The sequence below is a fragment of the Bradyrhizobium sp. Ken01 genome, assembly GCF_055807355.1.
Window position 1 is genome coordinate 76,572 of record NZ_JBVVPC010000018.1, and the last position, 26,688, is coordinate 103,259.

Sequence of the window (26,688 nt, forward strand, 5' to 3'; positions counted from 1 at the left end):
AACACTTCCGCGGGAACGATCCGTCAATCTTCGTACTCGGCAGCCGCGGGCGGCTCTTTGGGAGACGGCTCGGGCGTCGTCGTGTTCTGCTTCTTGATCCGCATCGCCAGGATAGTCGCATAAAGATCACGCGGCGAGGCCTTATCGAGGTCCTGCAGATCACGATAGTTGGCCAAGAAATCCAGGATGCTCGGCCTCAGTGGCCGTGTGTCTGTCGGCGCTCGAGTTTTGAGCTTGCGGTCAAGGTCGAGCTTGGTGAGCTCGATCGCATGCTTACGCCATTCGACCTCTCTATCTTGTCTGTCGCGCGCACCTACGACAAATTTGGTGATCACCCCGGTAATGACGCCAACGATCACGGCGGCGGTCGCACTTACGACGGCTGTTACAGCCGCCAACGTGGTCGGCTGCAGCTTGGACAGCTCTTGAAAAAACTTTTGAAGCGCGCTCATGGAGAGGATCTCAGGCTGACATGGCTCCGCCCGCCTGACCTTCCGTTTTGCCGACAATGAATTTTCGTTCCAGGACCTTTCCGGTCGAATCCTTGGCGATCACGACCAATTCCGCGCCGCCCACGCCCTGCGGCATCCGCATTTCTTCGTGACACGGTGGGTCGGGACAATCGCTGTCGTGCACCACCTTCCCGCTCAGCCGGACGGTAATGCGGGTTACGCCGACGCCACCCAGGATCGTGAACCGGAAATTCCTGCCTTCGACGGGCGGTTTTGCATCCAATTCCATTCGTGAAACCATTCGCTAGTGAAGGATATCGTACCACTCAGCGTGGCAGTGCCTTATCGAACGCTACTGTGGACACCATATTGCCAAGTGCTTCTTGCGCGAAGCGGATAGATAGCGGCCCTGCCACGCGGGATCGTCCGATAAGTGCGACCACGGTACCTTGCCCTGATCGAACTGCCGCTTGACGTAGGCACGCCAGGAATAGTGCTCGTAAGTGGCAAGACAGGCGACACTGTACGCCTCCGCCAGAGATCGATTGCCGTGCACCACGACAAAATTGTCGTCGTTCTGCTCGCTGGCGGAGGCGGAAAAGTTGTGGGATCCGGTGACCACCTTGCAGTCGTCTGAAAAAGGGTCGATCACGATCATTTTGGAGTGCGTAATCGCATGGCCGACGCCCGGGTTCTGGTTGGGAAACAGAAACTGGTTGCGCGTCACCTCCCCAATCCAGTCCGAAAAGGACTTCACGACGCCCTCGGGCTGCACCAGAGCCGTCTCAAACTCATGGGGCTCGGTATCGACACCTCTCAGCGTGAATTTTTCGCGGTCATCCGACGTGACGGTGCTGACGACACCCCTGACGTAGATCTCTGAGGCCCTTGCGACAATATCAGCGAGTGGATCGGGACCGGGCTGGAACATCACATAGAGGATTATGTCCTTGGCGCCCGTCACGAGCTCAATGAGCGCTTCGATGTCGATCCCCTTCCCGACGTTCTTCTTCGACTTGCTTCGGACCCGGGTGAACCAGACGTCTGTCCCGTTCGCCGGACGCGGCGATTTGGCGTTGTCGCCCAGAAGATCCCGCGTGAAGTCGCTGCCAGCATCTTTAAGACGGCCCCACTGCTCGAAATACAATCCGGCGATCTTTGGGTCGACAAACAGGATCCCATTATTGGCCTGCGTGCAGAGGCCGGTCGGCGCCCAATTTGTGCTTCCGGTCCAAACCTTCGTTGCGACGTCGCCATTGGTGGACACAACGACGGCGAACTTGTTGTGACCCAGGCCCTTCGAGCCGAGAATCCTGTCGTGGACGTCAACGCCGGCCGCTTTCAGCTCCTCGCGGGCATCCGCGTTGCCGTCGCCCCCCTTGTCGGAGCCATTCGAGAGGACTAGGTGCGCGCGACGCTTCAAAAGCTTCAGCCGCGCGATCAGTTCCTCATCTGAGAGCTCGTAAATCGCCAGATAAAGCTCCAGCCTGGGATCCCCGATGACTTCATCGAGCAAGCGCAGGAGCGCCAACCGAAGTTCACCCGAGAGAAATCGCCTCAAAGGCTCTTCGAGGTCGGCTATGTGATCCTTGATGTCGCGCGGCTTCCAGTTCTTCTCACGCGCGATGCGCGCGACGAATTGAGACATGACGAAGCCGCGATTGAAATACGCCTCTATGCCGTTGCCGGCCTGGCCATTCACCTCGATGGCTTCGGTCCAGCCGGAATCCGCCAAGGACACCAGCGTGCTTTCTCCGACAATGCCTTCCGCGGACGATCCCACCACGTTGATGCGATAGCGGACAGTCTGGCCGTTGTTGGCGCCGTGATCCGTCCATTCGTATCTTTGGAAAGGCCATACACTCGACGGCCTTGAGCTATTTGCGTCATCAGCGCCATCCGTTGTCGGCTGGTCCGTAAAGCCCACGCGATTGCGCAGGATCTCCGTGGGCGACCAATTCCCGCCCACCTGGCGCTGACGTTCAATCATGAAGCCCAGGCATCCCCGGATCGCTACGTCCGAAGCACCACCGCTGGAGACGCGCCAAAAGAGCTGGACGTCGTCGCAATCATGATAGGCAGTTGCTCGTAGCTGAATTCCATTGACCGCGTTCGAAACCACAACCGGCATGGCGATGTGTCCTCTCCTCGATGGCCATTTGACCGTTTGTCTGTCAGGCTCTGCTCAGGAAGCTGGTCGACACCTTCATAGGCTCGTCGGCCAGCGCAAACATCAAGTTCTGCAGCGCTATGCCCGAGTGGAGCCGCATCACATCGCCGATCTCCTTCGCATCTACCGTGAATCTCACCTTGAGCAGACAGGCCACGCCGTCCTTCTTGCGAGCTCTCGCCAGGGTGAACAGGTTGCGGACGGTATCTTCGACCTTGACGCCCTTCTTGGAGGGAATGGGATCACCATTTGCATCGTATTCGGCATCGCGTTGCCAGTAGCGATCCTCGTCGAAGAAAATCATTGGCGTGAACGATTTTGCGTCAGGGACGTAGCAGTTTCGCTCGGCGTCTTCGAAGATTTCGCGGATCGTGCCGCCGCTGCCCCGCGCGTAGACGATGCCGGCGCGCGAGTTGGTGATCAGCGTCTCCTCGCGGATGCTATTGAGGAAGAACTTAGCGTAGTGTGTCGCAAAGGGCGTGGTCGGCTCCTGACCGTAGAGCCAGGTGGGCACGCCGAGGCTGAGGCTCGGCTTGGCCGGTGCACGCTTCCTTGCGTCCAGGGCTGCGTTGATCCAGCGCCTCGCGTCGTCGAATTGCTTCTCGTGGCCCGGCGCGATCCCCCCGTCGCTGGTCACGAGCTGATCCAGCACAGGAAGCAAGGGCTCCTTCCCGAGGGTGAACAGCGCCGCTGTGAAGTCCGCATCGTCAGCGCCTGCGAAGGTCGCGCCGACGTGAGCAGCCTCCATCGCACCAGGGCCGCCGCCCGTAACGATCATAAGGCCCTGTTCGGTCAGTTGACGCGCCAGCCTTGCTAGCGTCGCATAGGCCGGTTCCGCCCTCGACAGCTCGTGCCCAACCATAATGCCGACGAGCTTTGGCGTCTCCTGCGTCAGGAAGCGTCTGAGCGCGTCAGATATGTTGGCATCGTGGTCGGCCTGCTTCCTCCGCACATCCAAAGTCGCCGGGTTGTCAGCGCCGTCAGCGACATATTGTCGGAAGACACGAAAATCCCACGCCTCCGCCAGTCCCATCTTCGAATTTGGATCGTAGCCGCGCAGCAGATCTTCGGAAGAATACAAATTGGTGGGCAATTCGTAAGCCAAGGGATGCTCCTAACACTCAGGTCAGATCGAAGGGACGGCGAATCCGCCCCAGCCGGACGCCAACCACGGCAAACGTTCTCAATGCAAGGTCAAATACCTAAACTACAGGTAGAGTGTGACATTCACTTCTTAGGTAGGCAAGGCCAAATTCCTTTCGTTCTGCTACGGCCATCCGGAACGATCCTCGGCCACCGCTCGTTTGCTCGCAAAAATCTTCAAGGGCATGCCGGCGCTGCGGTCACTGCAATTGGGAGTGCGGGCAGCGGCGAGGCAGACGAGAAGCAAACAAAGCGAAGTCGTTGGTTGTTCGCACCATCCCACTCAATAGGCCAATGACGGAGGCGTCCCTCGATGAGCTCTCGCCGAAGCCAGCGAGCAGGGCAAGAATGAACCCAATGATGACATCCTCGATATGTTTGAGATCCTGCATGAGCGGCTGGTGCGGGCGGAGGGCATGGTCGCTGACAAGATCGCGCGGCGCAGGCGACGAGGGACAACGTCTCTTGGGATTACTCGAAGCATTGCTGACGCCATCATCGTCCCATGGAGTGCGCAAGGGACTTGAACTCGCACGCTCCGGCCTCTAGGTAGTGTTGCTAAGATCACCCCAGATCGAAAGCAGTTCTCTATCCATTGAGCTACGCTGCGATGCAAGGAGAGGGTCACCCGGCGGCGGCCGTCTACAGTTCTTTCTCCTGATCCTCTTCTGCTCGTGCTCTTTCATGAATTCAGGCTTCGAAGGCCGAGAACTCCTTGATCAGGCTGTTGAGCGAATCGCGCGTTGCGCGCTAGCTGGCTACTTTTCTTTTTCTTATAAAGCGTCTCCATGCTGCAATTTTACATTCTTTGTCGTTCTTGCCGAGCCTGGCGCTGGAAAGTCGGAGTTGCTGGACTTTCTAAGCGAGAGCTATGAGGTTCCACGTCAGCCAGCGAGTCAGTTTGTTCACGAAGGTCCCGCTCCGAAGAGCGTGCTTGTGATCGATGCGCTCGACGAAGTAGCGCGAACGGGTGAGGAGACGACTCAATAGATCATTGTAAAAGCCCGCGCGTCGACGGCGACAACTGTCATTCTTGCAAGCCGTTCATATGTTTGGGATCATGCGCGCACGACGGCCGTTCGCGATCGTTTCGGCGTCGAGCCAAACATTTTGCGTCTCGAATCATCCGTGCTTTCTCGGCCCGCTTATGCTTCGCATCCATCGGAATGGCACACATCCTGAGACCAAAGGTGATGTTCTCGCATGGCGCACCAGGGCTCGAAGCTCGGACCCGCTGATTGATTAAACCGCACCGAAATCTGGACCTTGGTGGCCCTTAGATAGTCGGCCGCCTTGCTCTCCAGGGATTTGCATCTTCGTAAGCTGCCGCCGCTTGGAAAACCGAGAGATCGTCGTATGTCTTGGCGATAATCTGAAGGCCGGTTGGCACTCCGGTCGAGGCAAATCCGCTTGGCACGCTGATCGCCGGATGTTGCGAAACCAAATTGAACGGATATGTCATCTGCCAACCCAGATAGGCATAGATTGGCTTACCGTTAATCGTGAAGTTTGGATCGGCATTGTCCTGGGTCGCGGGCGGAGCCGGCACTGCCAGAGTTGGAGAGATCAGCACGTTGTACTTATCGAGGGTCGGTCCCAGAAATTCGTACATTTTGCCGCGTACCAGATTGGCCCTCCAGAACTTGGCCGCACTAATCTGCTGTCCGCGCTTGAGAATGCCCGCACAGAACGGATCCATTTCATACCAGCGATTCAGGTCGGCTTCGGCGACGCCTGCGAATAAGCCTTCCCAATGCGTCATCCAGGCATCAAGAACGCTCCAATTCCAGCCCGTATCGACCTGCTCCACCTCACATCCAAGTTCCTTGAACACCTCGACGGCTGCAAGCGTGTTTTTCTGGACCTCGTGGTCGACCTCGAAATACCCCAGGTCCATCGAAAATGCGATCTTCCATCCCTTGATGCTGGGATAGGTCGCCGGAAGGATCAGCTTTTCCCGCAGTGAACACGCGTCCGCGTTGTGCGGCCCGGACATGACGTTCTGCATGAGAGCGGCATCCGCGACGCTGCGCGTGAGCGGCCCGTAGTGGATCAGGCCTTCGTAGGGATGTTCGCGGTCGAGAGGATTGCGGCCAAATGGCGGCTTGTAACCAACAATGCCGCACGCCGAAGCAGGGATGCGAATCGATCCTCCTCCATCTGTCCCATCCGCAATCGTCGTCATACCGGTCGCAACAGCGGCACCGGCGCCGCCAGAGGATCCGCCTGGCGTATATTCCGGATTCCAAGGGTTGCGGGTGATACCCCAAAGCGGGCTCTTCGTGACAGAAGAGTGCGCGTGCTCCGGCGTGGTGGTACGGATGTGCATCAGCGCTCCTGCGCTGAAGAGCCGCTCGACTGTCGGGGCCGTACTTGTGGGCCGGAAGTCCTTGTGTAGCCGGGATCCAAAGGTCGTGATTTCTCCCTCGATGGGATGAAAATCCTTGATCGCGACCGGAATACCTTCCAATAGGCCGATCTCTTTGTCATCGGACTTGGAATACTTCGCTTCGGCCCGTTTTGCCGCGTCCAAGGCCCTGTCGTAGAATTTGTACGTCACCGCATTGAGCTTTGGGTTTACTTCCTCTGTGCGGGCGATCACAGCTGTCATCAGTTCAACGGGCGAGAGCTTCTTTTGTCTAAACGCCCTGAGCGCGTCCGTTGCCGTCAGATAGCAGAGCTCGTCGGACGTGCTCATGATTGTCCCCCCTTTTGACATGAATGCTCTTTGGCCGCGCGGATCCGCGGCACGTGCGCCGGATCTGCTTACTAGAGGCTCTTTGCGTTAAATGCAAGCAAATTGCGTTTAGTGCAACACGACCTGCCACGCTCCGCGACGAAAGCATCACAAAGCTTGCGGCCCGATTTCTGAGAGCCGCGGGATGACGATTTGAATCCGGCCGATCCAATTGCTGTCGCCTTCGCGGCGCGCCCTGAAGAGACCGACGCACTTTCTCGAACAAAGAGGAGTTCGCCACGAGTAGTGGCGGATGAGACCGAACTTGCCACCACACAGAGCGCAACGCGCCCCTCCGCCATTTCGAAGAGTCTCCGAGTATTGGGGCATTGTTTGCTCCTCCTCTTTCTCGTAGCTGCTCGTCACGTATCCTTTTGCTGTACCTCGACAGCGATTGATGCGGGCTGTTGCAGATCTGTCCTCGCCGACTGCCGTTCCTGAAAAGCTCGAAATCAAGTGCTGCCATTGCCCAGCTTCGGTCCGGCAGGGCCTTGTTTCAATACGTCAGTCGACCGATTTTGCCGGGAGCCGCGATGGGACCGCTATTCGCGAACAACTTTGTTGCCCCGCGGTGCTCACTTCGGAGAGGCATGCTTCAGCGCACCAAGCCATACCCATCTATGATGGATGGCAAGGAGCAATCAACTTTCCTTAGGTTGTTGGTCGTTCTCAGCAGGCTTCACTCCACGATGAAGTATCTCGATCCATCGAAGTCGATCCGACGATCAACGCCTATTCCGCATAGATGATGATCGTGATGAACTCGATCCGATCGTCAAGCAGCTTTTCCGGACCATGAAGGACGCCGCCGGAGAATGTGAACGCGTCACCTGGCTCCACGAGAAACGTTCTGTCGCCAAACCGGTACTGCATCCGGCCGCTCAGCATGTAGATGAATTCTGTTCCAGGATGCTGAAAACGGGGATAGCTCTCGCTCTGCTTGTCCATGTTGATAAGAAAAGGCTCGAAGATTTTGCGCGGCCCCTTGTGATAGGACAGGAGCCGGTAGGTATGCCCGTGCTTGGTGCCTGAGCGAACAACCTCCATCTGGTCGGCGGCCTTGATCAGCTGGGCCTCGCCCCTCGTTTGCTCCACCTCTCTAAACAACGTCGACAGGTCCGTTCCCAGAGACGCACAGATCCGCTCAAGGTGCTCGAGGCTGGCAGTGGACTGGCCATTTTCGAACCGGCTGAGCATCGGGACCGAGATGCTTGCTGCCGACGCAAGATCGCTAAGCGTAAGGCCGCGGTCGAGCCGAGCACGCTTCATGGCAGCCCCCATTCTCTCGTCGATCGGCGGCTTTGCCACGGCCGTTTCGGTGGGAGGAGCAACCTGCTCAGGCGCGCGCTCCTTCTTGCCGTTGCGCTGGCGCTTTTGATTCGCTTGTTTGGCTTTGCTCAATTCGACGCCTCCCGCAGCCTTTGCAGGATATGACGTCTAAAGCGTTTTTGGATCTAGCAATAGTCCTTATCGCCACTGCTTCTCTTCGCTGATCCACCACGATCCAGGTAGGGCTCCAGGCTTTACGAACGCGTCGACGGCATTAGCAAGAAGCCTGGACACGTTGTTCTCGAAATTGTTGACCGGGAGCGCCTGCCCAAACGCAACAGAGCCCGCCGAGAACACTGCGCCGTGGTTTGGGGCCATGAAGAAGGCCATATCGGCGCGAACCCGGTAGTCGTAAGACCCCGATAATCCTTCGAATGCATAGTGGATGACCTCCGGGTTGACGAGATAACTGTCCGTGTGACCGCCGGAGGAGGCGATGAGCTTTACGTGGGGTGGCGTCCCAAGGCTTGGATCGCAGCGATCAAGGGCCACGCCTGCAGCGCCACCATAGGCCAGACCGAAATCTCCGATGATCTCCCCTTCGATCCCCTTCGTCAGCCAAGAGACAGTGCGGTGGTAGCTATCGGGCATCTTTCGGTAGAATTGGCTCTTTCCGTAGCCTTCCGAGATGAAGCCAACGCCCACGACCTTTTGCGCCGGTCGCCCCTGAGCACGCCAAGCGCCGCCCTTCTGACCATTGGTGGCCATGTAGTATTCGCCGGGACGCGCATCCCAGGTCTTCCACGCCGGGCCAAATTTGCGGCACTCCATCACCCATGGCTCGTCCGGGCGGAACGCCACGCTCCAATGGAAACCATTGCCGCCGAGGTAGATGTATCGTCCCCCAGCAGCGATGTAGTCTTCAGTTGCATCGAGCATCCGTTCGGAATAGTACTCCGGATGAGTGCCACTGATGATGCAGGTGTACGGCTCCAACGATGATACACCTTCGCGCTCAAGGTCCTCGTCGGTCAGGACATCGTAGTCATAGCCTTGGTGCTCAAGCCAGGCTATGACCGAGAGGTCAGCCGGGAACTGCCAGGCAAGATTGGTGCTGGACGACCGGTATTTCGGCCGCATGTTGACGATCGGACGGTGGTAGGAGCTGTAGCAGACGCCCTGCCCGTCAGCCCAGTGATCGCAGGCCGAAAGGCTTAAATCGTCGCGCTTGCCGAGTTCAATGTCGATCTCAGACAAGACGGCCGGCATGCCGGTGACCGGCTGAGTGATCGGCGACTCGAAGCTCTGTCGTTCATTCGCGTAAGCAATATAGCTCGCCGTCGGAAACAGGAATGCTATCCGGCTGGTCGGCTTCTTGGGACGGACGAAGAACGGGATATATTCTTCACCGATTTCGGCCTCCTCACCTGCGCGCAGGCGGATGGCGTAGGCACCGCTTCTCAAAGTCTCTGGCAGCCTGACTGCCTTCGTCACTTTCCAATTGCAGTCCGTCAGGGCATCAGCGTGGAATTCGATGCCGCCATATTCCTGTGGCGCCAAGCGGAAGCAATCATTGCGGCCACTCCAATTCCATCCCGTCTGACCCCGCACTGGCCGATTTCGTCCTACGGCATGCAAGCGGAAGGGCCCGGTGTCGGTGACCACATCACCGATCCCTGCCTCGGTGTAACCTGCCGCCGTATCCCAATAACCCACCAGCCCTTGCGGTGACGGCTTTTGGCCAAATCTGAGCTGATCAAGGTCCTCGCGTGATAGTGCGCGATCGAACAGGCCCGGCCGATCGATCTTGCCACAATAGAGTTGCGAGACGAACTGGCCGCGGCCCTCCCGGCAATCACGCGCGCCGCCGATCAGAAATGGAGTCACGGGGAGATTCTTCTGTCGCGATAGAAGAATTGCAGACGAATGGGCGCTGTGCTCGACGAGCGCCACTCTACTCAAGAGGCTATTATACCGGTTGAGTACGCCCTCCTGAAATAAGCTCGCCCGACCCGTGTTGGCATCGAAAGCCGCTGCAACGAAGTACCACGAGTTGGCCTGCAGAGGGACGTCGGCCTCGAGGCGATCAACCTCGGCACCTTGTCCCAACGTGAACTCAAGCCGGCCATTTGGGGAGATGCCGAGGTAAAATCCGCAACCTTCCTCGTTGTCCCAACGCGCAATGAGAGCTTGGCGGCGCCCAAGCTGTGGCCGCGTCGGGCAAATGAAGGCAAAAGCCGTCAGACTACCCTCCACAGCCAAGCGATGCGAATCGTCCGCCACTTCGAGGAATGAGCCGAGCTGAGTGTGCTGCGTTTCGACCCGCCACGTGCCAGTGCTGCAGTCGATCTCTTCCTCCACGAACCCGGGCCCGGAAGGATGTTGATCGCCATGGATCAGCCGCACCAACTTTGCTTCGGCTCGGTCTGTGCCTTCCCCGTTGACGTAAAACTGGACAACGTCGCCCGGCTTGACTGACAGCTTGTCCGAATAGCCGAAGAGCTTAGGTCTTGTCATTACAAACTCCAATTTTTTCCGGCTTCCGTCCGGCGGCAGAGCATCGACTGAACGCGAAAGCCCATTTCAGGACTCGAGCAAGTCGTGCACGTTCCGGAGGAAGACTGCGTGCAGTGCTTCCGTGTGAGACGTGTAGATTTTCTCATCCAGTCCCTTCGGCGGCACGCCTCGAACTCCTGAAAGGACCACCACCCGGTACGCCTCGAATGGCCGGACAGTCACGATAGCGTACCTGTCAGCCAGCGGTCGGCGGTTGAAATAGATGAGCAACCGATCCAGAGGCTCGGTGTGCTGTCCCAAGGGAGAGAGATGATGCTCCTCGATCACCTCTGGTGTGACGAGCGTTCGCAGGAAATCCCGCTGCCTTGTCTCGAACATACGCCTGAAGATTTCGTCCCTGTCCTCAACTTGCGCCGTATTCTGCATCATCGGTCTCCTTCAGTATCGCGCAACTTACGAAGCGACAGTCTCGGGCTTTGGCACGGCTTCAGCCGGCGCTGCATCGGGCAGCGGCCCAGGTTTGACGAAGGCGTCGACGACATTGGCCAGGAGTCGAGAAACATTGTTCTCGAATCCATTTACCGGCAGCGCCTGGCCAAAAGCAATCGAACTGCAAGATAAGACCGCGCCATGGTTGGGAGTGGCGAAGTAGGTGATGTCCCCACGCACGCGGTAATCGTAGCTGCCGGTGATCCCGGGATGTTGATGCAATTGAACCTGCACATGCGTAATGTAGTTGTCGGTATGGCCACCGGATGAAGCGATCACTTTCGCGTTCGGTGGCGTTCCGAGTGTCAGGTCGTAACGATCCAGTTCGACGCCGGCGGCTCCATTATAAGCAAGGCCGAAATCTCCAATGATCTCACCCTCGACCCCCTTAGTGATCCAGGACAGTGTCGGATCATAACTGTCCGGCATCCGGAAAAACGGCTCGCTCCTGCCAAACCCCTCCGATACAAAGCCAACGCCCATGATCTTCTGTGGCGGCCTGCCGAGGCATTTCCAGGGACCGCCTTTTTGCCCGGTGGTCGCCATGTAGTGCTCGCCAGGACGCGCCTCCCAAGCCTTCCAGGTGTCTCCGAACTTGCGGCACTCGAGCACCCACGGCTCATCTTGGCGGATGGCAACGTTGCAGTAGTATCCGTTCGCCCCAAGATAAATATATCGTCCGCCTCCCTCAATGTAGTCCTCGGTCGCATCCATCATCCGCTCGGAATAGTATTCAGGATGCGTCCCGCTGATGACGCAGCGATACGGTTTGAGCGCCGCAACCCCTTCCAGATCGAGATCTTCGTCGGTGAGTACGTCATAATCGTAGTTGTGGTGTTCAAGCCAGGCGATCACTGATAGATCGGCAGGGTACTGCCAGGTGATATCCATGCTTGAGATGCGGTATTTGGGCCGCATGTTGACCACTGGTCGACGATAAGAGCTGTAGCAGACACCCTGGCCGTCCGCCCATGAATCGTAACAGCCGTGCCCGAACTCCGGGTTCTTGTACATTTCGATATCGATCTCGGTCAGGATCGGGGTCATGCCCGTCATGCCCTGCACGATCGGTGCATCGAAGCTCAGATGCTCGTTGGCGTAGGCCAAATAACTTGCTGTTGGCACCAGGAAGGCGATCCGGCCAGTCGGCACCTTCGGGCGAACAAAGAAGGGGATGTATTCCTCACCCAAGCCGGTACCCGGACCCGCGCGCAAGCGCATGGCGTAGGCGCCACTCCGTAGCTCCTCCGGGAGCTTGAGTGCCTTCGTGGCCTTCCAATTGCAATCAATGAGCGCGTCGGAGTGGAATTCGACGCCGCCGTATTCATTCGGTGCCAGTCGGAAGCAGTCGTTCCGTCCGCTCCAGTTCCACCCGGTCTGTGCACGAACTGGCCGATTGTAGCCCTTGGCGTGCAGCTTGAACGCACCGACGTCGGTCACGAGATCGCCAATGCCCCGATCGGTATATCCGTGGGTCGTGTCCCAATAAGCCACCATGCCTTCGGATGGCGGAATGTACCCGCTTCGGATGAGGTCGAGCTCATCACGACCCAGCACGCGATTAAACAATCCAGGCCGGTCGATTTTGCCGCAATAGAGTTGCGAGACGAAGTGCCCCCGCTTCTCGTGCCAATCCCGCGATCCCGCCATCAAGAATGGCGTATCGGCCAAATGCTTGGGCCGGAAGCGGAAGACTTCAGAGACATGCGAGCTGAGGTCAAGTGGAGCGACCTTGCCGAGCACGCTATTATAGCGGTTGACCACGCCCTCTTGATAAAGCGTGGCGCGACCGGTCTTTGCATCGAGGCTCGCAGCGACGAAGTACCACATGTTGGCTTGGAGCGGCACCTCGGCTTCGAGGTAATCGACCTCCTCGCCCTGGCCTACCCAGAACTCCAACAGCCCGTTCTGCTTGATGCCGAGGCCAAAGCCACAGTTCTTGTCGTTGTCCCACCGGCCGACAAGGCACTGTCTCAGGCCAACCTGCGGCCACAAGGGATGGATAAACGCAAAGACAGTGAGGCTCCCCTCTAGAGCCAGCCGGCGCTCGCGGTCGGCCACTTCGAGAAACGAGCCCACTTGCGTGTACTGCTTTTCGACGCGCCAGGCTCCATTGACAGAACAGTCAATCTCCTCTTCGACGAATCCTGGGCCCGCGGGATGCTGATCGCCATGGATCAGGCGGACCAAGTGCGCTTCGGCAGCGTCTGTCCCGTCGGCATTGACATAAAACTGGATGACGTCTCCCGGCTTCACCGAAATCTTGTCCGAATAGCCAAAGAGCTTAACTTGTGCCATCTAGTGACTCTCCACTCACATCTATGCTCCGCGTCTCGACTCGCGGCTTAGGATTCGAGAAGATCTTGGACCCGGCGTAGAAACACACCGTGATAGGCTTCGACGGGCGACCCGTAGATCTTGTCCTCGACCACGCGAGGAGCGACACCCCGGTGACCTGAGAGCGCGACGATGCGGTAGCCCTTGATCGATTGGAGCGTGGTGATCGCGTATTTGTCCGGTTGCGGCTGGTTCCGGAAGTAAATCAGAAGCCGTTCCAGCGCGGCGCTGTGTTGGCCCTGTGGCGCGCGTCGATGCTCATCAATGACTTCAGGCGTCACGAGCTTCTTCAGGAATTCGCGCTGCATCTTGTCATAGCGGCGACGATAGACGTCATCCACGCTGCCGGCTTCGGTCGCTTCCTCAGGCAGTAACTCGCCGCCCTTTTCCGCGCGGGTGGAGCGGCGTTCACTCTTCTTCTTGTCTCTCCAGGTACGGAACTGCTGCTTGATGCCGAACAGACCGTTGCGAAGATAGAGCACAACGAACAGCATAATCAGCCCGATGATGATCAGGCGCATCGGCCCGAGCGTGATCAGGACTTTATCGAAAAAGACCACGATCAGTGTGCCGACCACCGCGCCTTCAGACCGCCCGATGCCGCCGATCACGAGCATGGCAAGTCCAAGCAAAACTGTATCAAAACTGAAAATTGAGAACGCCACACCGCCGTAGGTTGTGGAATAGAAGCCGCCGATGAAGCCCAGCGCAACCGACGAGACCAGAAACACCCGGACGCGCGCCTGACGGTAGTTAACACCGGTAGCCTCGGCAAAAGCTTCCCGCTTCTCAGGCGCCATTCGCAAGATGCGCCCTAGTCGCCGTCCGTTGATGAAGCGATAAAGGAGCAGCGCAAGCAACATCAGCGCAAAGCACGCATAATAGGCCAGCTGCAGCTGTCCGGACGAGGACCAGTCCTGGGGTATGTAGGTGGTGGCACCATAGAGGCCGCCCGTCGCTGACCCGAATTGCTTGGACGTGACGAAGTAGACGCGGCAGAGCTCATTGAGACCAAGCGTCAGCAGAGCATAGTAGAACCCGTCAAGCCTGGTCGCGGGCAGCGCAATGATGCCTCCGAAGATCAATCCCACCATCGCGCCGAGTGGCGGCATCGCCCACCACGGCAGCCCAAGCGTGGTTGACGTATATGCTGTTACGAAAGCTGCCGTGCCAACAATGGCATAGGTTGCCAGCGAGAAGATGCTCGCGGTCCCGATGACCAGCATCCAGCATAGATTAATGGCAGCGTAGATCCCGAAAGTGACGCCCGCCGTGAGCAGCGTGTTTTCGAGACTGGCCGGTGTGACCAGGGGAATTAGCGCAAGTGCGATCAGTCCCATCACCCACCAGATGGGACGCTTGTCGACGATCGTCTTCTCTCGCCGAAGGCTCTTCTCGTTATACTCTCCGCGAACGCGCAGCACCCGGCGGCGGGTCGGCCAGTAGCGGTGGCGCTGCCACAGGTTTTTGCTGTGGCCGGCCCATTTGTGGTAGTATCGCAGCCGTCCCACCGGAAACAGCTTTGTCCTGGCGGTGCGCGTCGTGTCCCAGATCTCCTGATGGCTGACGAAGGAGGCGGTCGGAAGCTGTTCTGCTTCCTGCTCGCTGTCCCACACGAACAATGGGTTTCGCCACGTCCTCTGAGCTTGGCTGCCCTGGGTCATGCTTTAAGCCTCCCTTGCCCTGTCCAAAATTCCCGCGATTCCCCTCGGGCGCACCAGCAGGATTATGATAATCATCAGGAATTGCGTGATCAGAATGTAGCGGCCGCCTATGGAGACTGTCGTGAGCGCTTCATTCAGGCCGAGCACGACCGCTGCAATCATTGCTCCCTGCACACTTCCAAGCCCGCCACACAGCGCGATGCTCACCGCCTTGATCATCGGCGTAAGACCACCGAACGGCGAAATATAATAGGTCTGGGATAAGAGAACGGCCGCAAGGCCCGCCAAACCGCCGGTGATAGCCATGACGTAGAACGATGTGCGTCGCACGCCGATGCCGACGATGGAGGCGGCGTGGGGATTCATCATCATGGCCCGGATTTCAAGGCCGCGTCGGCTCGATCGCATCCACCTGAGCACGAGTAGAAGCATGAGGATCGAGGTGACGACATTACCGATCTTGTCGGCCGTTAACGTTATTCCGGACAGAGAGACCTTCCAGGTCCCGAATATCTCCGGCAAGCTCTTGGAGCGCGGACCAAACCACCAGAGAAGGGATTGTGTCCCGATCAGGTTTATGGCCAGCGTCGCAATCAGTCCCCTGATCGTGAAGTTCGGCTTGTCGTGGATGGGAATGAAGGCCAGGGCGCAGACAAAGAGACCACCCAGAGCCCCTGACAGAACACCGCTTGCGAGAACGGCGGGGCCCCAGCTCGAGACGTGTTGGGCAAATAGCCAGGCTCCATAACCCGCAAAAGCGAAGATGAGTCCGTATGCGAGATTTAGCAGCCCCAGGCTTGACCACGTAATGGATACACCAATGGCAAGCGTGCCATAAATGCAGGCCAAGACGATCGTGTTGCTGACGACAAACCAGACATCCATGGCTCATGCCCTTCCGTGGTCTTGCAGCATCAGCCCAACCGACGCTTCGCCTTTCAGCTTGCCCACATGCATTCCGATGATTCGATCAACGCGCCCCTCCAGCAGGGACACGTTCTGCTCCGCAATCACCATCGCTGATCCACCAAGATCGAGCGCCATCAGCGCGTCGATCACGTTCTTTCCGATCTTTGGCGCAAGCCCAAGTGAAGGCTCATCGACAAGGAAGAGCGAGGCTTCTCCCATCAGGCCGCGGCCAATGGATACCATGCGCCGCTCGCCACCCGACAACCGACCAACCGGGACGTTCATCAGCTTCTTCAGAGGTGGAAATATTTGAAGCATGCGCTCCTTGCGCTCTTTCCGCTCGCGCCAGGAGCGCGGGGTGAACGCCCCCGAGTCAAGATGTTCTTCAACGGTCAGTCCGTGAAAGATCTCGTCGCCCTGCGGGATGAGGGCAAGTCCTGCACGCACGATCTGGTGCGTGTAGCGTCCCGGGCCTTGGCTCCGCGTGCGGCCGACCTCGACGCCGTTCAGCTTTATCGACCCCCGTTGCCAGCCCGTCAGCCCGGCGATCGCGTAGAACAAGGTCGACTTTCCATGACCGTTGAGACCCACAATGCCGATGCGCTCTCCAGAGCTGACAATCAGGTCGAGGTCGTGAATGACCCTCATCGGGCCATATCCGGCCGACAGACCGGACACGTTGAGCACCTCACGCCGTCGAACCTGCGAGTGTTCGGCTCGGCCGAGATCTTGCTGCATGACGTTCATGTCAAGTCGCCTCGTCAACGTTTTCGAAATAAGCCGCGTGGACCTTTGGGTCGGAGAGCACCTTCGCCATGGAGCCTTCCGAGATCACCTCGCCTGCATCCATCACCATGACGCGATCGGCAATCGTTCCCAAAAGCTCAATTCGGTGTTCAACGATGATGATAGAGATGTTCATTTCCTTCGAGAGCAGGCGAAGAAGGAAATCGATCTCCTCTACTTCCGAGTTGATCAGACCGGCTGCCGGTTCATCCATCAACAAGAGCGAGGGCCGGCGCATTAAAAGGCAGGCGAGCAGAAGTTTTCGGCGGTTCAGGGTTTCCAGCTGAGCCGTCGGAACATCCTCATCGACTTTCAAGCCGACGAGCTCAGCGCCGTATTCCGCGTCAAATTTTGTCAGATATGGCGGAAATGCCTGTCGCGCCGCCTTAAAGGTTTCGCCGACCGTCAACTCCTCCGGAATCACGGGTGTCTGATAAGTTCGTCCAATCCCGCGCCTCGCCCTTTTGTGCAGTGGTAGAGCGGTGACATCCTGGCCCTTGAAGGTCACCTTGCCACTTTTAGGCGTCAGACGGCCGGACAACACCTCGAAGAGGCTGGTCTTACCGGCGCCGTTCGGGCCGATGACGCCAAGCACCTCTCCGAGCCCTACATGAATGTTGATGTCCCGAAGGATCTCCCGTCCGCCGAGGTCGAGATGAATACCGCTGCACGAGAACAGCGGCTGAGACGACTTATTGTCCCACGATCGGTTCTCGTGCGCGGTCTTCAACATCAGGACCACCACGGCGCTTTTTGAAGCTTCGATTCAGCAACTTCGTTCGGAAAGATCAGCTTGTGCTCCACGTTCTGAACCTGGAAGTACAACTGAGACACGCCTTTATCGATCTCCGACACTTGGAGCGTGTCACCGCCATTGTTGGGGAAATGGAAGCTCTCCTGATAGGCGTTGTTCATGTTCATGAACCCGCTCACCCCGCGCTGAGGATTGGCTCGGATCCAGTCGCAGACCTCCTTGAACTTGCGGGGATCGCCGACCGCTTCCCAAGCCTTCTTCAGGTAGTAGGTCTGGTCATACGAGATGCTGGGATAGGCAAATCCCATAATCCCCGGGAACCGCTTCTTGTACTTGCGCGCAAATTCGCGGCCCGACTCATCTGCATAGAGGCCCATCGTCGTCGACCAGACGAAGCCGTTGGCAGAGTTGCCTGCTAGCTGCAGAAACTCAGGTTGTGACGGGCCATACTGGAGGTAGACCAGAGAATCCGGCACAGGATCGGCCACGAACTGCTTGCAGAAGGCTGCATATTCGGCCGCGACCCAATGGTCGACCATGATTGCAGCAGCGCCCACTTCTTTCATTTCGCGGATGACGGGCGCCCAGTCCTGGACCGGAAACTGAATGTCAGTGATCCGTGCCACTTCGAAATTGCCGCGCTTCGTGAAGGCCTCCTGCGCCGCTTTGGAAATGGTTTGGCAGTAAGCGACCTGCTCCTGGACGATGTGAACCTTTCGGTTCTTCGGCTTCCAGACGCCCCTCTTTTCTTCATGCTCGAGCCAGATCGGATAGGTCCAGCCATAGTCGACTTCCGAGGGGGGCGTCTGGAAGACATGGCTATACTTTTGCGGATTGTTCTTGACGGCCTCGCTCCCTGCGCGTTGTGCGCTGCCGTGGATCCACGGACACTTGTACTTCACTGACGCATCCATCGCCGGCACCGGCACCAGCGTAAATGCGAAGGAGATGGCGTCCACCTTCGCGTCAACGCAGGCAGCAACCGCCTGCTTGCTGCTCTCTGGCGAGAGCACATCAATGTCGACCGTGAATATCTTGAGCTCGCGGCCGAGCACGCCGCCGTTTGCATTGATTTCTTCAACCGCAAGGGTCGTCCCCTGAATGAAATCCAGGTGGTCGGCGACGCCAGCGGCCGAGGTTTGGGCAGCGGGAATTCCGATCACAATGGGCTGTCCGCCCAAGGCATGTGACCGCACAATCCACGGCATGGCCAAGCCGGCACCGATTCCCGCCGTCACCGTCCGCCTGGTCAGCTTTGAAGTCATTTTAACGTCCTCCTCCTGCGCCGATCGAGATCGTCGGATGGCCCCGGTTGCGCCTACCGATGACAAAACCTATTCCTTGTTTGCATTTCATGCAAGTCATTTTTACTTCATGCAAATGCAACAAAAAACGAATCTTGCTGTTTGCGGGCCATTCCTATCCGAACGATGCGAACGAATCGGCTATTCGAATGCCGCCTCTGAGGCGCAAAAGACCGCGTGCCATAGGCTGGGAGCTTCCAACGTCGAAGGCGATGCTTCAATACGTCGGTTGACGGATTTGTCGGACATCTCTCCCGAGCCGCGCGGCAGGAGAAGTCCCGGAGAAATTTCGGCTGACGCACTCCGCGGGTCCTCGCATTGGTTTCAACTGTTCAACGGTACATGGGACGAGTTGATGCTCCAGTTAGAAAGGCCAATGCCTCTCTTGTTTGACTGATAGGTTCGAATTTCCGGTGCCAAAAGGCCCAATTGGGCATAGACTTATCAACAAGCGAGCGCCTTGGAGCCTCCGAGAACCAACGGCGGCAGGACAGCCGCTCAATAAATCGCAATAAACCGAACGCTACCGACTGGCTCCTTTCGGAAATATCTCAGGAGGAAGCAGTGAGTGCACATTTAGAGGGTTCGGTGATTGTTCCGTGGGACGAGGCATCGGCCGATCCACGTGCGCAACTCTTGGACAGGACGATAGAAGCCACCCGACTTATTCGCGACTTGGTACGGTGCTCAGCTTTCACCTTGACCGCCTGGGATCCGCTAGCTCAGACCCATCGGCATCAGACGCTCGCGAGCGACGGCTATTCCGACAAGCTGCTCGAGCACATCAACGATGATTTCGTGAAAAACAATCCGGCATTCACAATCGCACACCGAGACGATCCGCGCTCTCTCAGGTGGCGAGACTGCGAGCAGGACTGGAATCTTTGGTTTCCCGATACTCTGACCGCTCGCGAATTTCTCATTCCCTCAGGCTTCCACGAGGGCTCGACCATGTGCCTGCGGCTGTCCGATGGACGCTATGTCGGGGCCTTCCATATGAACTGGACCGCCGCGGTTGCCGCAACCGATGAGCGCAGAGAGATCACTCAGCGATTCCGTCCCATTCTGGCCGAGCTATGTGACCGGCTCCGAACGCCACGTCTCATTGCGGAGGGGGTGGCGCCGGACTCTTTCGCGCTGGTCATATCTTCGAGCGGTGCAGCTTTTGATCTGCTGTCGCGCAGCCCCGGTCCCCATCTCGGGGAAGACGGTGCCCTGCGTCGATTGCTATTGGACAGGCTGAGGCCTTGGACGCCACGGCGCTTCCTGTGGAGCGATGATACCGGCCGTTGCCACCGCGTCTCCATCATACCGTGCCAGCGCAATATGGTGCTGGTGACGGAGGAGCAAATTCCTTGGCCTTACGATCTCTCGTTCCGAGAGGTCCAGGTTTTGCATCTGGTTGCGACCGGCGCGTCCAATCCGCAGATTGCAGAGCAGTTGTTTGTCTCCCCGCGCACGGTGTCGACTCACATCGAGCACATCCTTGCGAAAATGGATTGTGTTTCGCGAGCTCAGCTCGCGGCTAGAACCATGTCCGAGGGGCTGTTGCTTGCGCAAACACCTTCCAAGAACGCTCACGGTCGCGACGTCTGGGAGACCGCAAGCTCAGCTTGAAAACTGAGTCCTGATTAGGAGCCGGGTATCCAATTTGTCCCGGCCAAAGGAAGCCGCGTCATTGCAGCAGCCTCGATGGTCAAAGCAACAAGATCCTCCGGCTCCAGATTATGCAGGCGGCTCTTGCCGCACGCCCGCGCGATGGTCTGCGCTTCCAGCGTGATCACCTTGAGGTAGTTCGCCAGCCTGCGCCCCGCGAGCACCGGATCGAGCCGTGAGGAGAGGGTCGGATCTTGAGTGGTGATGCCCGCCGGATCCTTGCCTTCGTGCCAGTCATCGTAACAGCCTGCCCTCGTCCCGAGCGCCCGGTATTCGTCGTCGTACCGGGGATCGTTGTCGCCGAGCGCGATTAGCGCGGCGGTGCCGATTGCGACCGCATCCGCGCCCAGTGCAAGAGCCTTGGCGACATCGGCGCCGCTTCGAATTCCGCCTGAGACGATCAACTGCACCTTTCGATGCATGCCGAGATCCTGCAGCGACTGCACTGCGCCCCGGATCGCCGAAAGGATCGGAATTCCGACGTTCTCGATGAAGACATCTTGCGTTGCTGCCGTACCGCCCTGCATGCCGTCGAGCACCACGACGTCTGCCCCCGCTTTCACAGCGAGAGCCACGTCATAAGAGGGGCGGCTTGCACCGATTTTCAGGTAGATCGGCTTTTCCCACCCAGTCAGCTCACGTAGCTCCAAGATCTTGATTTCCAGGTCATCAGCCCCCGTCCAATCCGGGTGCCGGCAAGCAGACCGTTGGTCTATCCCCTTAGGCAGAGACCGCATTCTTGCGACGCGATCAGAGATTTTCTGTCCAAGCAGCATGCCGCCGCCTCCAGGCTTGGCCCCCTGCCCTACGACGATCTCGATTGCGTCGGCTTTGCGCAGATCGTCCGGGTTCATTCCATAGCGGGAGGGCAGATACTGGTAGACTAGTGTCTTGGACTGACCCCGCTCCTCCGGCGTCATGCCTCCGTCTCCGGTGGTGGTCGATGTCCCGGCCAGACCTGCTCCCCGACCGAGCGCCTCCTTGGCTTGGGCCGACAGAGCGCCAAAGCTCATCCCTGCGATGGTAACGGGGATGGCGAGTTTGACGGGCTTCTTGGCAAAGCGGGTCCCGAGGACCACGCTGGTGTCGCAGCGTTCCCGATAGCCCTCCAGCGGATAGCGCGACATCGACGCGCCGAGGAACAGAAGATCGTCAAAATGCGGGACGTTGCGCTTGGTGCCACCGCCGCGAATATCGTAGATGCCGGTCGCGGCCGCGCGCCGGATTTCGGCGATCGCGTGATCGTCAAAAGTGGCGGACGGGCGCGGTGGAATGTAGCCCCACATCTTCTCGATCGCACTCATCAATAGGCCCCGGCATTGTCGATGTTGAAATTATAGAGCTTGCGAGCGGACCCATAGCGCCGGAATTCCGACACGTCGATCTTGTGAGCCTCACCGGCCTGCTTGAGGAGCGCGAACAGCTCGGCGCGATGCTCGTCCCCCAGCTCCTTTTCGATGCAATCGGCCCCGCGACTCTCGACTTTTCCGCGCACATAGATCCGAGCTTCATAAATCGAATCGCCCAAGGCTTCGCCGGCATCGCCGAATGCGACGAGGCGGCCGGTCTGCCCCATGAAGCCCGACAGGTGCCCGATGTCACCCTTTACGACGATATCCACCCCCTTCATGGAGATACCGCAGCGAGCGCTTGCATTGCCATCGATCAAAAGGAGACCACCATGTGCAGTAGCGCCAGCACACTGGCTGGCATCACCCTTCACATGTATCAGACCGGACATCATGTTTTCACCGACGCCCTGGCCGGCATTTCCATCAATGACGATGCTGGCCCACTTGGTCATGCCACCACAATAGTAGCCGACATGGCCGGCGATTTCGACATCGACTGGCGCGTCGATGCCGACAGCAATTGCGTGTGCGCCATCGGGGTTTAGGACCCGCCAAGACGCCTCGTCTGTGTTCACTTCGCTGCTGAGTGCCTGCAACATTGCGTTGAGATCGCGTAGCGGCGTTGTCAAAAGATCGATCTCCCGCGTACGACCCAGCGATCGCTGCTGGCCAAGATCGCTATGCGGCCAATCGCCGATGATTTGCTTCATTTACCTAGTGCTCCCAGAAATAAGGTGTGGCCGGTTTGGGCTCGAACACCCGCGCGTTTTTGATCGCCGGAAGCGCGGTGAGGCTCCGATATTCGGATGCAAACGCGACGTAATCATCCGTCTCAGCCATCACCGCGGGCTTGCAAGCGATCGGGTCCCGGAGCACGCCGAAACCGTTCTTGGTCCCGACCACAAAGGTGAAGAAGCCATCGAGATCGTCCAGACTTGATTTGAGAGCTTCTCCTAGCGTTCTGCCCCGCTTCAACTCACGGGTTAAGTAACCCGCCGCAACCTCGGTATCGTTCTCCGTCTGAGGCACGATCCCATCGCGCTGAAGCTCACGCCGAAGTGATGCGTGATTGGAGAGCGACCCGTTATGGACGAGGCACTGGTCCCGCCCCGTCGAAAATGGGTGAGCGCCTGTCGTGGATACAGCGGATTCAGTCGCCATCCGCGTATGGGCGATGCCGTGCGTGCCAGCAAAAGATGCAATATCGAACGACCGCGAGACATCGTCGGGGTAGCCGACTTCCTTGTAGATCTCGAGGTTGGCCCCCTCGCTCAAGATCCGAACATCCTGAGTGTTCTCCGAGAGCCAATCGCGGCACAGTCGCACCAGGTTGGTTGGCACGGTCAAAACCGCATGGGTGTAGCGGCTTACTAACGAAGCCGGAACACCTGTCGACCGTGAGAGCATCACGCCCAACGCTTCAAAGTCCGACCTTCCCGCCACAGAAGTGAGCGTCAGCTTCGTCTTGCCTGCCACTTCTGCCGTGTAGAGCGCAAAACCGGCAGAGTCCGGGCCCCGGCTACAGAGGGTCGATGTCATTGAGGCAAGCAACTCCCCGAGCTGCGGCTGAAGTCGTGAGCCCTTGATGAACAGGCCTGCAATTCCACACATTTTGATCTCCGGCACACGATAGGATCAGAAGAAGTTGAGGTACCTGTCGATTTCCCAATCGGAGATGTGGCGGTGGTACTCCAGCCACTCCGATCTCTTTAGCGAGACGAACTCCTTGATCACCGGCTCCCCGAGCGTGCCGGCAAATAGCCGATCGGCTTCGAGCGCATCGAGCGCTTCGGTGAGCGTCTGAGGAAGCAGCTCCACGCCCATTTCCTTGATGGCCTCGAGGGACAGGCCATAGAAGTTGACGTTTTTGGGCTCACCTGGCTCGAGCTTGCGCTCGACACCATCGAGGCCCGCGGCTATGAGCGCTGCGGTCGCAAGGTAGGGATTCATACTGCTGTCGCCGGTGCGTATCTCAAGTCTGCCATAGGGAACTCGTGCCATGGCGGTGCGGTTGTTGTCTCCGTAGGCAATGAAGGCGGGAGCCCATGTCGCACCGGACAAAGTCCTACCAACAACGAGACGCTTGTAGGAGTTCACGGTCGGCGCCAGAAGCGCCGTCAATGCCTTTGCATGCGCGAGTACACCACCCAGGAAATGGTAGGCGAGCCTGCTTAAGCCCATTCCGTTCGGGTCTGCTTGATCGTGAAAGAGATTCCGACCGTCTCCATCGGCGATCGAGCAGTGGATATGCATGCCATTACCCGTAGAGTTGGCGCGCGGTTTGGGCATGAAGGAGCAGATCGCACCCAGGTCGTGGGCGATTTCCGAGGCCGCCATCTTGAAGAAGACGATCTGGTCCGCCGTCTTTAGGGCGTCGGCGTATTTGAAGTTGATTTCATACTGCCCGTTGGCGTCTTCATGATCGATCTGGTAGACGTCGATTCCAACGGCCTGTAAGCATTCCGTCACGCGCTCCAGGAAGCTGCGGCCACGCATGAGGCCGCGATAATCATAGGCGGGCTTGGCGAGCGTGTCAGTCCCGTCGAATGGCGACAGCTTGCCATCCGGCTCCCGCCGCAGCAGAATGAACTCGGGCTCCAGTCCCGTATTGAGCGTCCACCCGCGCTCAGCAAGTCGGGCGACTTGCTGCTTGAGAACATTACGCGTGTCGATCGGATGCGGCTCACCCTTCACGGTGCCGACGCCCATCATGCGCGCATATCCCGGCGCCCATGGCGTCACCGTCAATGTATCGAGCTCGCAGATCACCATGTATTCGGCTTCATGGGGAAGAAGTCCAAGGCCCCACGCGCCACCGCCCGCAAATCCGGCTCCGTCCGTCAAAACATCATCGAGATGCTGCACCGGCACGGCTTTGCTCTTGGCGACTCCGTGCAGATCGACGAATTGCGCAAGAACGTAACGGACACCCGCTTGCTTGAGAAACGCGTGCGCGCCGGCAAGGTCCAACTGCCTGGGCATCGCCAAACATCCGGGTGACAATGCACCAGTCCACGCGTTCGGGAGATGCATTCTGACTTCTCCTTTGAATGGCTCGTCGCCATGTTGCACCAAGTCTGGCGCATTGCCCATGCCCGACGAAGAAGTTGTATTCTGATATTGCATTTTGTGCAAGTTATTTTTATTATATGCAAGTTGCTCTCACGCTTAGGACACGACGTGTCGATCTCCATCGAAATGGCTGACGCCGAAAAAGAGCAGATAGGCATTCGCCTGTGGGAGCTTGCGGAAGGCTGCGCCAAGTCCTGGTCCACGCCGGGCACTCCTTTCTGGTGGCACGCAGCGCCCCCGATGATGGGCCCTTGGCCAAGGCCGCCGAAGAAAGCCGACGTTGTTGTCATCGGAGCGGGATTCACCGGACTTTCTGCCGCCTTGGTCCTTGCTCGTGCGGGACGGCACGTCGTGGTCGTTGACGCTGGAGTGCCCGGCTTTGGCGCAAGCACGCGCAATGGCGGCCAAGTCGGCAGCGGCAATCAGAAGTTTCGGGTGAAGACCCTCGTCCAGATGAAGGGCGAGCGGAAAGCGATCGAGTTGCTTCGCGAAGGGATCGAGATGCTCGACGGCATCGAAGCCCTTGTCAAACGAGAGAAGATCGACTGCTCATTTGCCCGTTGCGGGCGATTCCGAGGCGCGATGCGGCCAGAGCATTACGAGAGGATGGCTCGCGACATGGAAGACTTGAGACAGTACGTCGGCGTCGACTCGTGTATGATCACTCGATCTGAGCAGCATAAGGAGATCGGCTCAGATCTTTTCCATGGCGGATCGCTGCTACCGGACGATGCGAGCCTGCATCCAGGCAGGTATCATGCGGGACTTTTGGACCGGGTCATCCAGGCTGGTGCTGTGGTTCACGGTCAAGCCGCCGTACGCGAGATCACAAGTCAGCGAACCGTACATACGTTACACTTCGATGGCTTTGAGACTCAGGCCAGAGAAGTTCTCATTGCAACAAATGGGTACACCAAGAATGTGGGCTCGTTCTTTGGTAAGCGGATTGTCCCGATCCGCTCGGCGCAACTGACCACCGAGACAATACCCGCGAACCTCTTCGATCAGCTGATGCCAAAGAGGCGCGTCTACGGCAACACCCATCGCGTCTTCTTCTATTTCCGTCCAGCACCGGGGGAGAACCGGCTAATCTGGGGCGGACGCGGAAACCATTTCGCCAGAGATTCCGCTCTTGCCGGGTATTCGCATCTGGCTCGCGATGTCCTCCGCACGTTTCCGATGTTGAGCGATGTGAGGGTGTCGTTCGCCTGGAGCGGCTTGATCGGGTATACGTTCGATGAGCTCCCGCACTTGGGTCGCACGCCCGATGGCATCCATTACGCGATGGGATATTGCGGAACGGGCGTTTCGCGATCTACCCATTTCGGACGAAAGATTGCGCTTCAAATGCTCGGGAAGGCGGAAGGCCGGTCGGCATTCGATGCGCTGACGTTTCCAAGTCATGCTTTGCACGCATTCGCAAGACCGGCGGTACCTTGTTTCGAAGCATGGTACCGTGTCCGCGATGCCACAGGGCTGTAAGACAGAGCACCGATTGCAGCGTTTGAAACTGCTGGTCTTGTGAACGGGAGGGCCCGCCAGACTCGACTAACTACCGCCACCACGACATTGCACGGAAGGAGTATAGATGACAGTTGATACGAGAGCGCGACGAAATAGGCAAAACATATCCTCTGGCGGAGCTTATGAAAATATCTTTGGGTATTCGCGAGCGGTTGCGAAGCGTGGCCAAATACACGTCTCCGGCACATGTGCGCCGGCCGGCTTCGAAGCGCGTTGCGCTTATGACCAAGCGATAGGCGCGTTCAAGATAATTTCGCTTGCACTTGGGGCAGCAGGCGCGGAACTTAGTGATGTTGTCCGAACTGTTGTCTACGTCCGCAATATTGCTGACGCCGACGAAGTCGCAAGAGCTCACCTTGAGATCTTCGACGCGATTCGACCGGCTTCAACGCTTGTTCAAGTCACCTCGATGTTGCGCGAGTGGCAGCTCGTTGAGATCGAGGCCTATGCGTTGATCGAATAGGCTCAGCGCTCCCGCCAAATCAGTGATTCGCAGCCGCCAGCGAGCTAGGGACCTAGCGAATGGCGGCAGGGTGCCCTATCGGGTGCTTCT

The 26,688-nt window shown here is 58.3% G+C and carries 21 protein-coding genes; 3 read left to right on the plus strand and 18 right to left on the minus strand.

What is annotated here, in order from left to right:
• Positions 1-23: 23 nt before the first annotated feature.
• The 14 genes from AC0L3S_RS18800 to AC0L3S_RS18865 form a co-directional block, all read right to left on the minus strand.
• A complete protein-coding gene (locus AC0L3S_RS18800) occupies positions 24-452 on the minus strand; it encodes a hypothetical protein (protein ID WP_259219249.1) in 429 nt (142 codons plus the stop codon).
• A gap of 10 nt (positions 453-462) precedes the next feature.
• Positions 463-741, minus strand: coding sequence for a hypothetical protein (locus AC0L3S_RS18805; RefSeq protein ID WP_259219248.1), 279 nt, complete (start codon positions 739-741; stop codon positions 463-465).
• Between the two features lie 63 nt (positions 742-804).
• Positions 805-2,583: a phospholipase D-like domain-containing protein gene (locus tag AC0L3S_RS18810; protein ID WP_259219247.1), complete on the minus strand. Its 1,779-nt coding sequence runs from the start codon at positions 2,581-2,583 to the stop codon at positions 805-807.
• A 43-nt stretch (positions 2,584-2,626) separates the two neighbouring features.
• Entirely contained in the window at positions 2,627-3,727 is a 1,101-nt protein-coding gene (locus tag AC0L3S_RS18815; RefSeq protein ID WP_259219246.1) for a hypothetical protein, read from the minus strand.
• A 1,314-nt stretch (positions 3,728-5,041) separates the two neighbouring features.
• A complete protein-coding gene (locus tag AC0L3S_RS18820; protein ID WP_259219245.1) occupies positions 5,042-6,463 on the minus strand; it encodes an amidase in 1,422 nt (473 codons plus the stop codon).
• 771 nt (positions 6,464-7,234) lie between these two features.
• Positions 7,235-7,903, minus strand: coding sequence for a helix-turn-helix domain-containing protein (locus AC0L3S_RS18825; protein ID WP_259219244.1), 669 nt, complete (start codon positions 7,901-7,903; stop codon positions 7,235-7,237).
• A 66-nt stretch (positions 7,904-7,969) separates the two neighbouring features.
• Positions 7,970-10,288: a LamG domain-containing protein gene (locus tag AC0L3S_RS18830; RefSeq protein ID WP_259219243.1), complete on the minus strand. Its 2,319-nt coding sequence runs from the start codon at positions 10,286-10,288 to the stop codon at positions 7,970-7,972.
• A gap of 66 nt (positions 10,289-10,354) precedes the next feature.
• On the minus strand, positions 10,355-10,717 hold the full coding sequence (locus tag AC0L3S_RS18835; RefSeq protein ID WP_259219242.1) for a N,N-dimethylformamidase alpha subunit family protein: 363 nt from the start codon (positions 10,715-10,717) through the stop codon (positions 10,355-10,357).
• 24 nt (positions 10,718-10,741) lie between these two features.
• Positions 10,742-13,075, minus strand: a complete 2,334-nt coding sequence (locus AC0L3S_RS18840; RefSeq protein WP_259219241.1) for a LamG domain-containing protein — start codon at positions 13,073-13,075, stop codon at positions 10,742-10,744.
• A gap of 47 nt (positions 13,076-13,122) precedes the next feature.
• Positions 13,123-14,778, minus strand: coding sequence for a branched-chain amino acid ABC transporter permease (locus AC0L3S_RS18845; protein WP_259219240.1), 1,656 nt, complete (start codon positions 14,776-14,778; stop codon positions 13,123-13,125).
• A gap of 3 nt (positions 14,779-14,781) precedes the next feature.
• Positions 14,782-15,663 (minus strand): branched-chain amino acid ABC transporter permease, encoded by an 882-nt coding sequence (locus AC0L3S_RS18850; RefSeq protein ID WP_259219239.1) that lies wholly within the window; start codon positions 15,661-15,663, stop codon positions 14,782-14,784.
• A gap of 3 nt (positions 15,664-15,666) precedes the next feature.
• Positions 15,667-16,434 (minus strand): ABC transporter ATP-binding protein, encoded by a 768-nt coding sequence (locus AC0L3S_RS18855; protein ID WP_259219238.1) that lies wholly within the window; start codon positions 16,432-16,434, stop codon positions 15,667-15,669.
• Position 16,435: 1 nt separating this feature from the next.
• Positions 16,436-17,206, minus strand: a complete 771-nt coding sequence (locus tag AC0L3S_RS18860; protein ID WP_259219237.1) for an ABC transporter ATP-binding protein — start codon at positions 17,204-17,206, stop codon at positions 16,436-16,438.
• The gene (locus AC0L3S_RS18865) at positions 17,206-18,492 is read right to left on the minus strand and encodes an ABC transporter substrate-binding protein (protein WP_259219236.1); all 1,287 of its coding nucleotides are present in this window, start codon (positions 18,490-18,492) and stop codon (positions 17,206-17,208) included. Before AC0L3S_RS18865 ends, AC0L3S_RS18860 begins: the two co-directional genes overlap by 1 nt.
• 603 nt (positions 18,493-19,095) lie before the next feature.
• On the opposite strand from AC0L3S_RS18865, the gene AC0L3S_RS18870 reads away from it, so the two are divergent.
• Entirely contained in the window at positions 19,096-20,148 is a 1,053-nt protein-coding gene (locus tag AC0L3S_RS18870) for a helix-turn-helix transcriptional regulator (protein WP_259219235.1), read from the plus strand.
• Positions 20,149-20,162: 14 nt separating this feature from the next.
• On the opposite strand, the gene AC0L3S_RS18875 is transcribed toward AC0L3S_RS18870, so the two are convergent.
• From AC0L3S_RS18875 to glnT, 4 genes are all read right to left on the minus strand, one after another.
• Positions 20,163-21,491: an FMN-binding glutamate synthase family protein gene (locus AC0L3S_RS18875; RefSeq protein WP_259219234.1), complete on the minus strand. Its 1,329-nt coding sequence runs from the start codon at positions 21,489-21,491 to the stop codon at positions 20,163-20,165.
• Positions 21,491-22,138 carry a GltB/FmdC/FwdC-like GXGXG domain-containing protein gene (locus AC0L3S_RS18880; protein WP_259219371.1) on the minus strand — a complete coding sequence of 216 codons (648 nt, stop codon included), beginning with the start codon at positions 22,136-22,138 and terminating at the stop codon, positions 21,491-21,493. The genes AC0L3S_RS18875 and AC0L3S_RS18880 overlap by 1 nt, the downstream gene beginning before the upstream one ends.
• Before the next feature lie 115 nt (positions 22,139-22,253).
• Positions 22,254-23,150 carry a class II glutamine amidotransferase gene (locus AC0L3S_RS18885; RefSeq protein WP_259219233.1) on the minus strand — a complete coding sequence of 299 codons (897 nt, stop codon included), beginning with the start codon at positions 23,148-23,150 and terminating at the stop codon, positions 22,254-22,256.
• A 24-nt stretch (positions 23,151-23,174) separates the two neighbouring features.
• Positions 23,175-24,521, minus strand: a complete 1,347-nt coding sequence (gene glnT, locus AC0L3S_RS18890; protein WP_259219232.1) for a type III glutamate--ammonia ligase — start codon at positions 24,519-24,521, stop codon at positions 23,175-23,177.
• Positions 24,522-24,566: 45 nt separating this feature from the next.
• Here glnT and AC0L3S_RS18895 point away from each other — a divergent pair, with 45 nt between their 5' ends.
• Both AC0L3S_RS18895 and AC0L3S_RS18900 read left to right on the plus strand, forming a co-directional pair.
• Positions 24,567-26,093 (plus strand): NAD(P)/FAD-dependent oxidoreductase, encoded by a 1,527-nt coding sequence (locus tag AC0L3S_RS18895; RefSeq protein ID WP_259219231.1) that lies wholly within the window; start codon positions 24,567-24,569, stop codon positions 26,091-26,093.
• A 106-nt stretch (positions 26,094-26,199) separates the two neighbouring features.
• Complete coding sequence (locus tag AC0L3S_RS18900) at positions 26,200-26,598, plus strand: Rid family hydrolase (protein ID WP_259219230.1); 399 nt, start codon at positions 26,200-26,202, stop codon at positions 26,596-26,598.
• Positions 26,599-26,688 lie beyond the last annotated feature (90 nt).

Coding starts and splice junctions, on each gene's coding strand:
- AC0L3S_RS18885 (WP_259219233.1), bottom strand. CDS start 23,150: ATGTGTGGAATTGCAGGCCTGTTCATCAAGGGCTCACGACTTCAGCCG.
- glnT (WP_259219232.1), bottom strand. CDS start 24,521: ATGCCCAGGCAGTTGGACCTTGCCGGCGCGCACGCGTTTCTCAAGCAA.
- AC0L3S_RS18830 (WP_259219243.1), bottom strand. CDS start 10,288: ATGACAAGACCTAAGCTCTTCGGCTATTCGGACAAGCTGTCAGTCAAG.
- AC0L3S_RS18875 (WP_259219234.1), bottom strand. CDS start 21,491: ATGAGTGCGATCGAGAAGATGTGGGGCTACATTCCACCGCGCCCGTCC.
- AC0L3S_RS18850 (WP_259219239.1), bottom strand. CDS start 15,663: ATGGATGTCTGGTTTGTCGTCAGCAACACGATCGTCTTGGCCTGCATT.
- AC0L3S_RS18880 (WP_259219371.1), bottom strand. CDS start 22,138: ATGTTGCAGGCACTCAGCAGCGAAGTGAACACAGACGAGGCGTCTTGG.
- AC0L3S_RS18855 (WP_259219238.1), bottom strand. CDS start 16,434: ATGAACGTCATGCAGCAAGATCTCGGCCGAGCCGAACACTCGCAGGTT.
- AC0L3S_RS18835 (WP_259219242.1), bottom strand. CDS start 10,717: ATGATGCAGAATACGGCGCAAGTTGAGGACAGGGACGAAATCTTCAGG.
- AC0L3S_RS18805 (WP_259219248.1), bottom strand. CDS start 741: ATGGAATTGGATGCAAAACCGCCCGTCGAAGGCAGGAATTTCCGGTTC.
- AC0L3S_RS18810 (WP_259219247.1), bottom strand. CDS start 2,583: ATGCCGGTTGTGGTTTCGAACGCGGTCAATGGAATTCAGCTACGAGCA.
- AC0L3S_RS18860 (WP_259219237.1), bottom strand. CDS start 17,206: ATGTTGAAGACCGCGCACGAGAACCGATCGTGGGACAATAAGTCGTCT.
- AC0L3S_RS18865 (WP_259219236.1), bottom strand. CDS start 18,492: ATGACTTCAAAGCTGACCAGGCGGACGGTGACGGCGGGAATCGGTGCC.
- AC0L3S_RS18840 (WP_259219241.1), bottom strand. CDS start 13,075: ATGGCACAAGTTAAGCTCTTTGGCTATTCGGACAAGATTTCGGTGAAG.
- AC0L3S_RS18895 (WP_259219231.1), top strand. CDS start 24,567: ATGCATTCTGACTTCTCCTTTGAATGGCTCGTCGCCATGTTGCACCAA.
- AC0L3S_RS18900 (WP_259219230.1), top strand. CDS start 26,200: ATGACAGTTGATACGAGAGCGCGACGAAATAGGCAAAACATATCCTCT.
- AC0L3S_RS18800 (WP_259219249.1), bottom strand. CDS start 452: ATGAGCGCGCTTCAAAAGTTTTTTCAAGAGCTGTCCAAGCTGCAGCCG.
- AC0L3S_RS18820 (WP_259219245.1), bottom strand. CDS start 6,463: ATGAGCACGTCCGACGAGCTCTGCTATCTGACGGCAACGGACGCGCTC.
- AC0L3S_RS18845 (WP_259219240.1), bottom strand. CDS start 14,778: ATGACCCAGGGCAGCCAAGCTCAGAGGACGTGGCGAAACCCATTGTTC.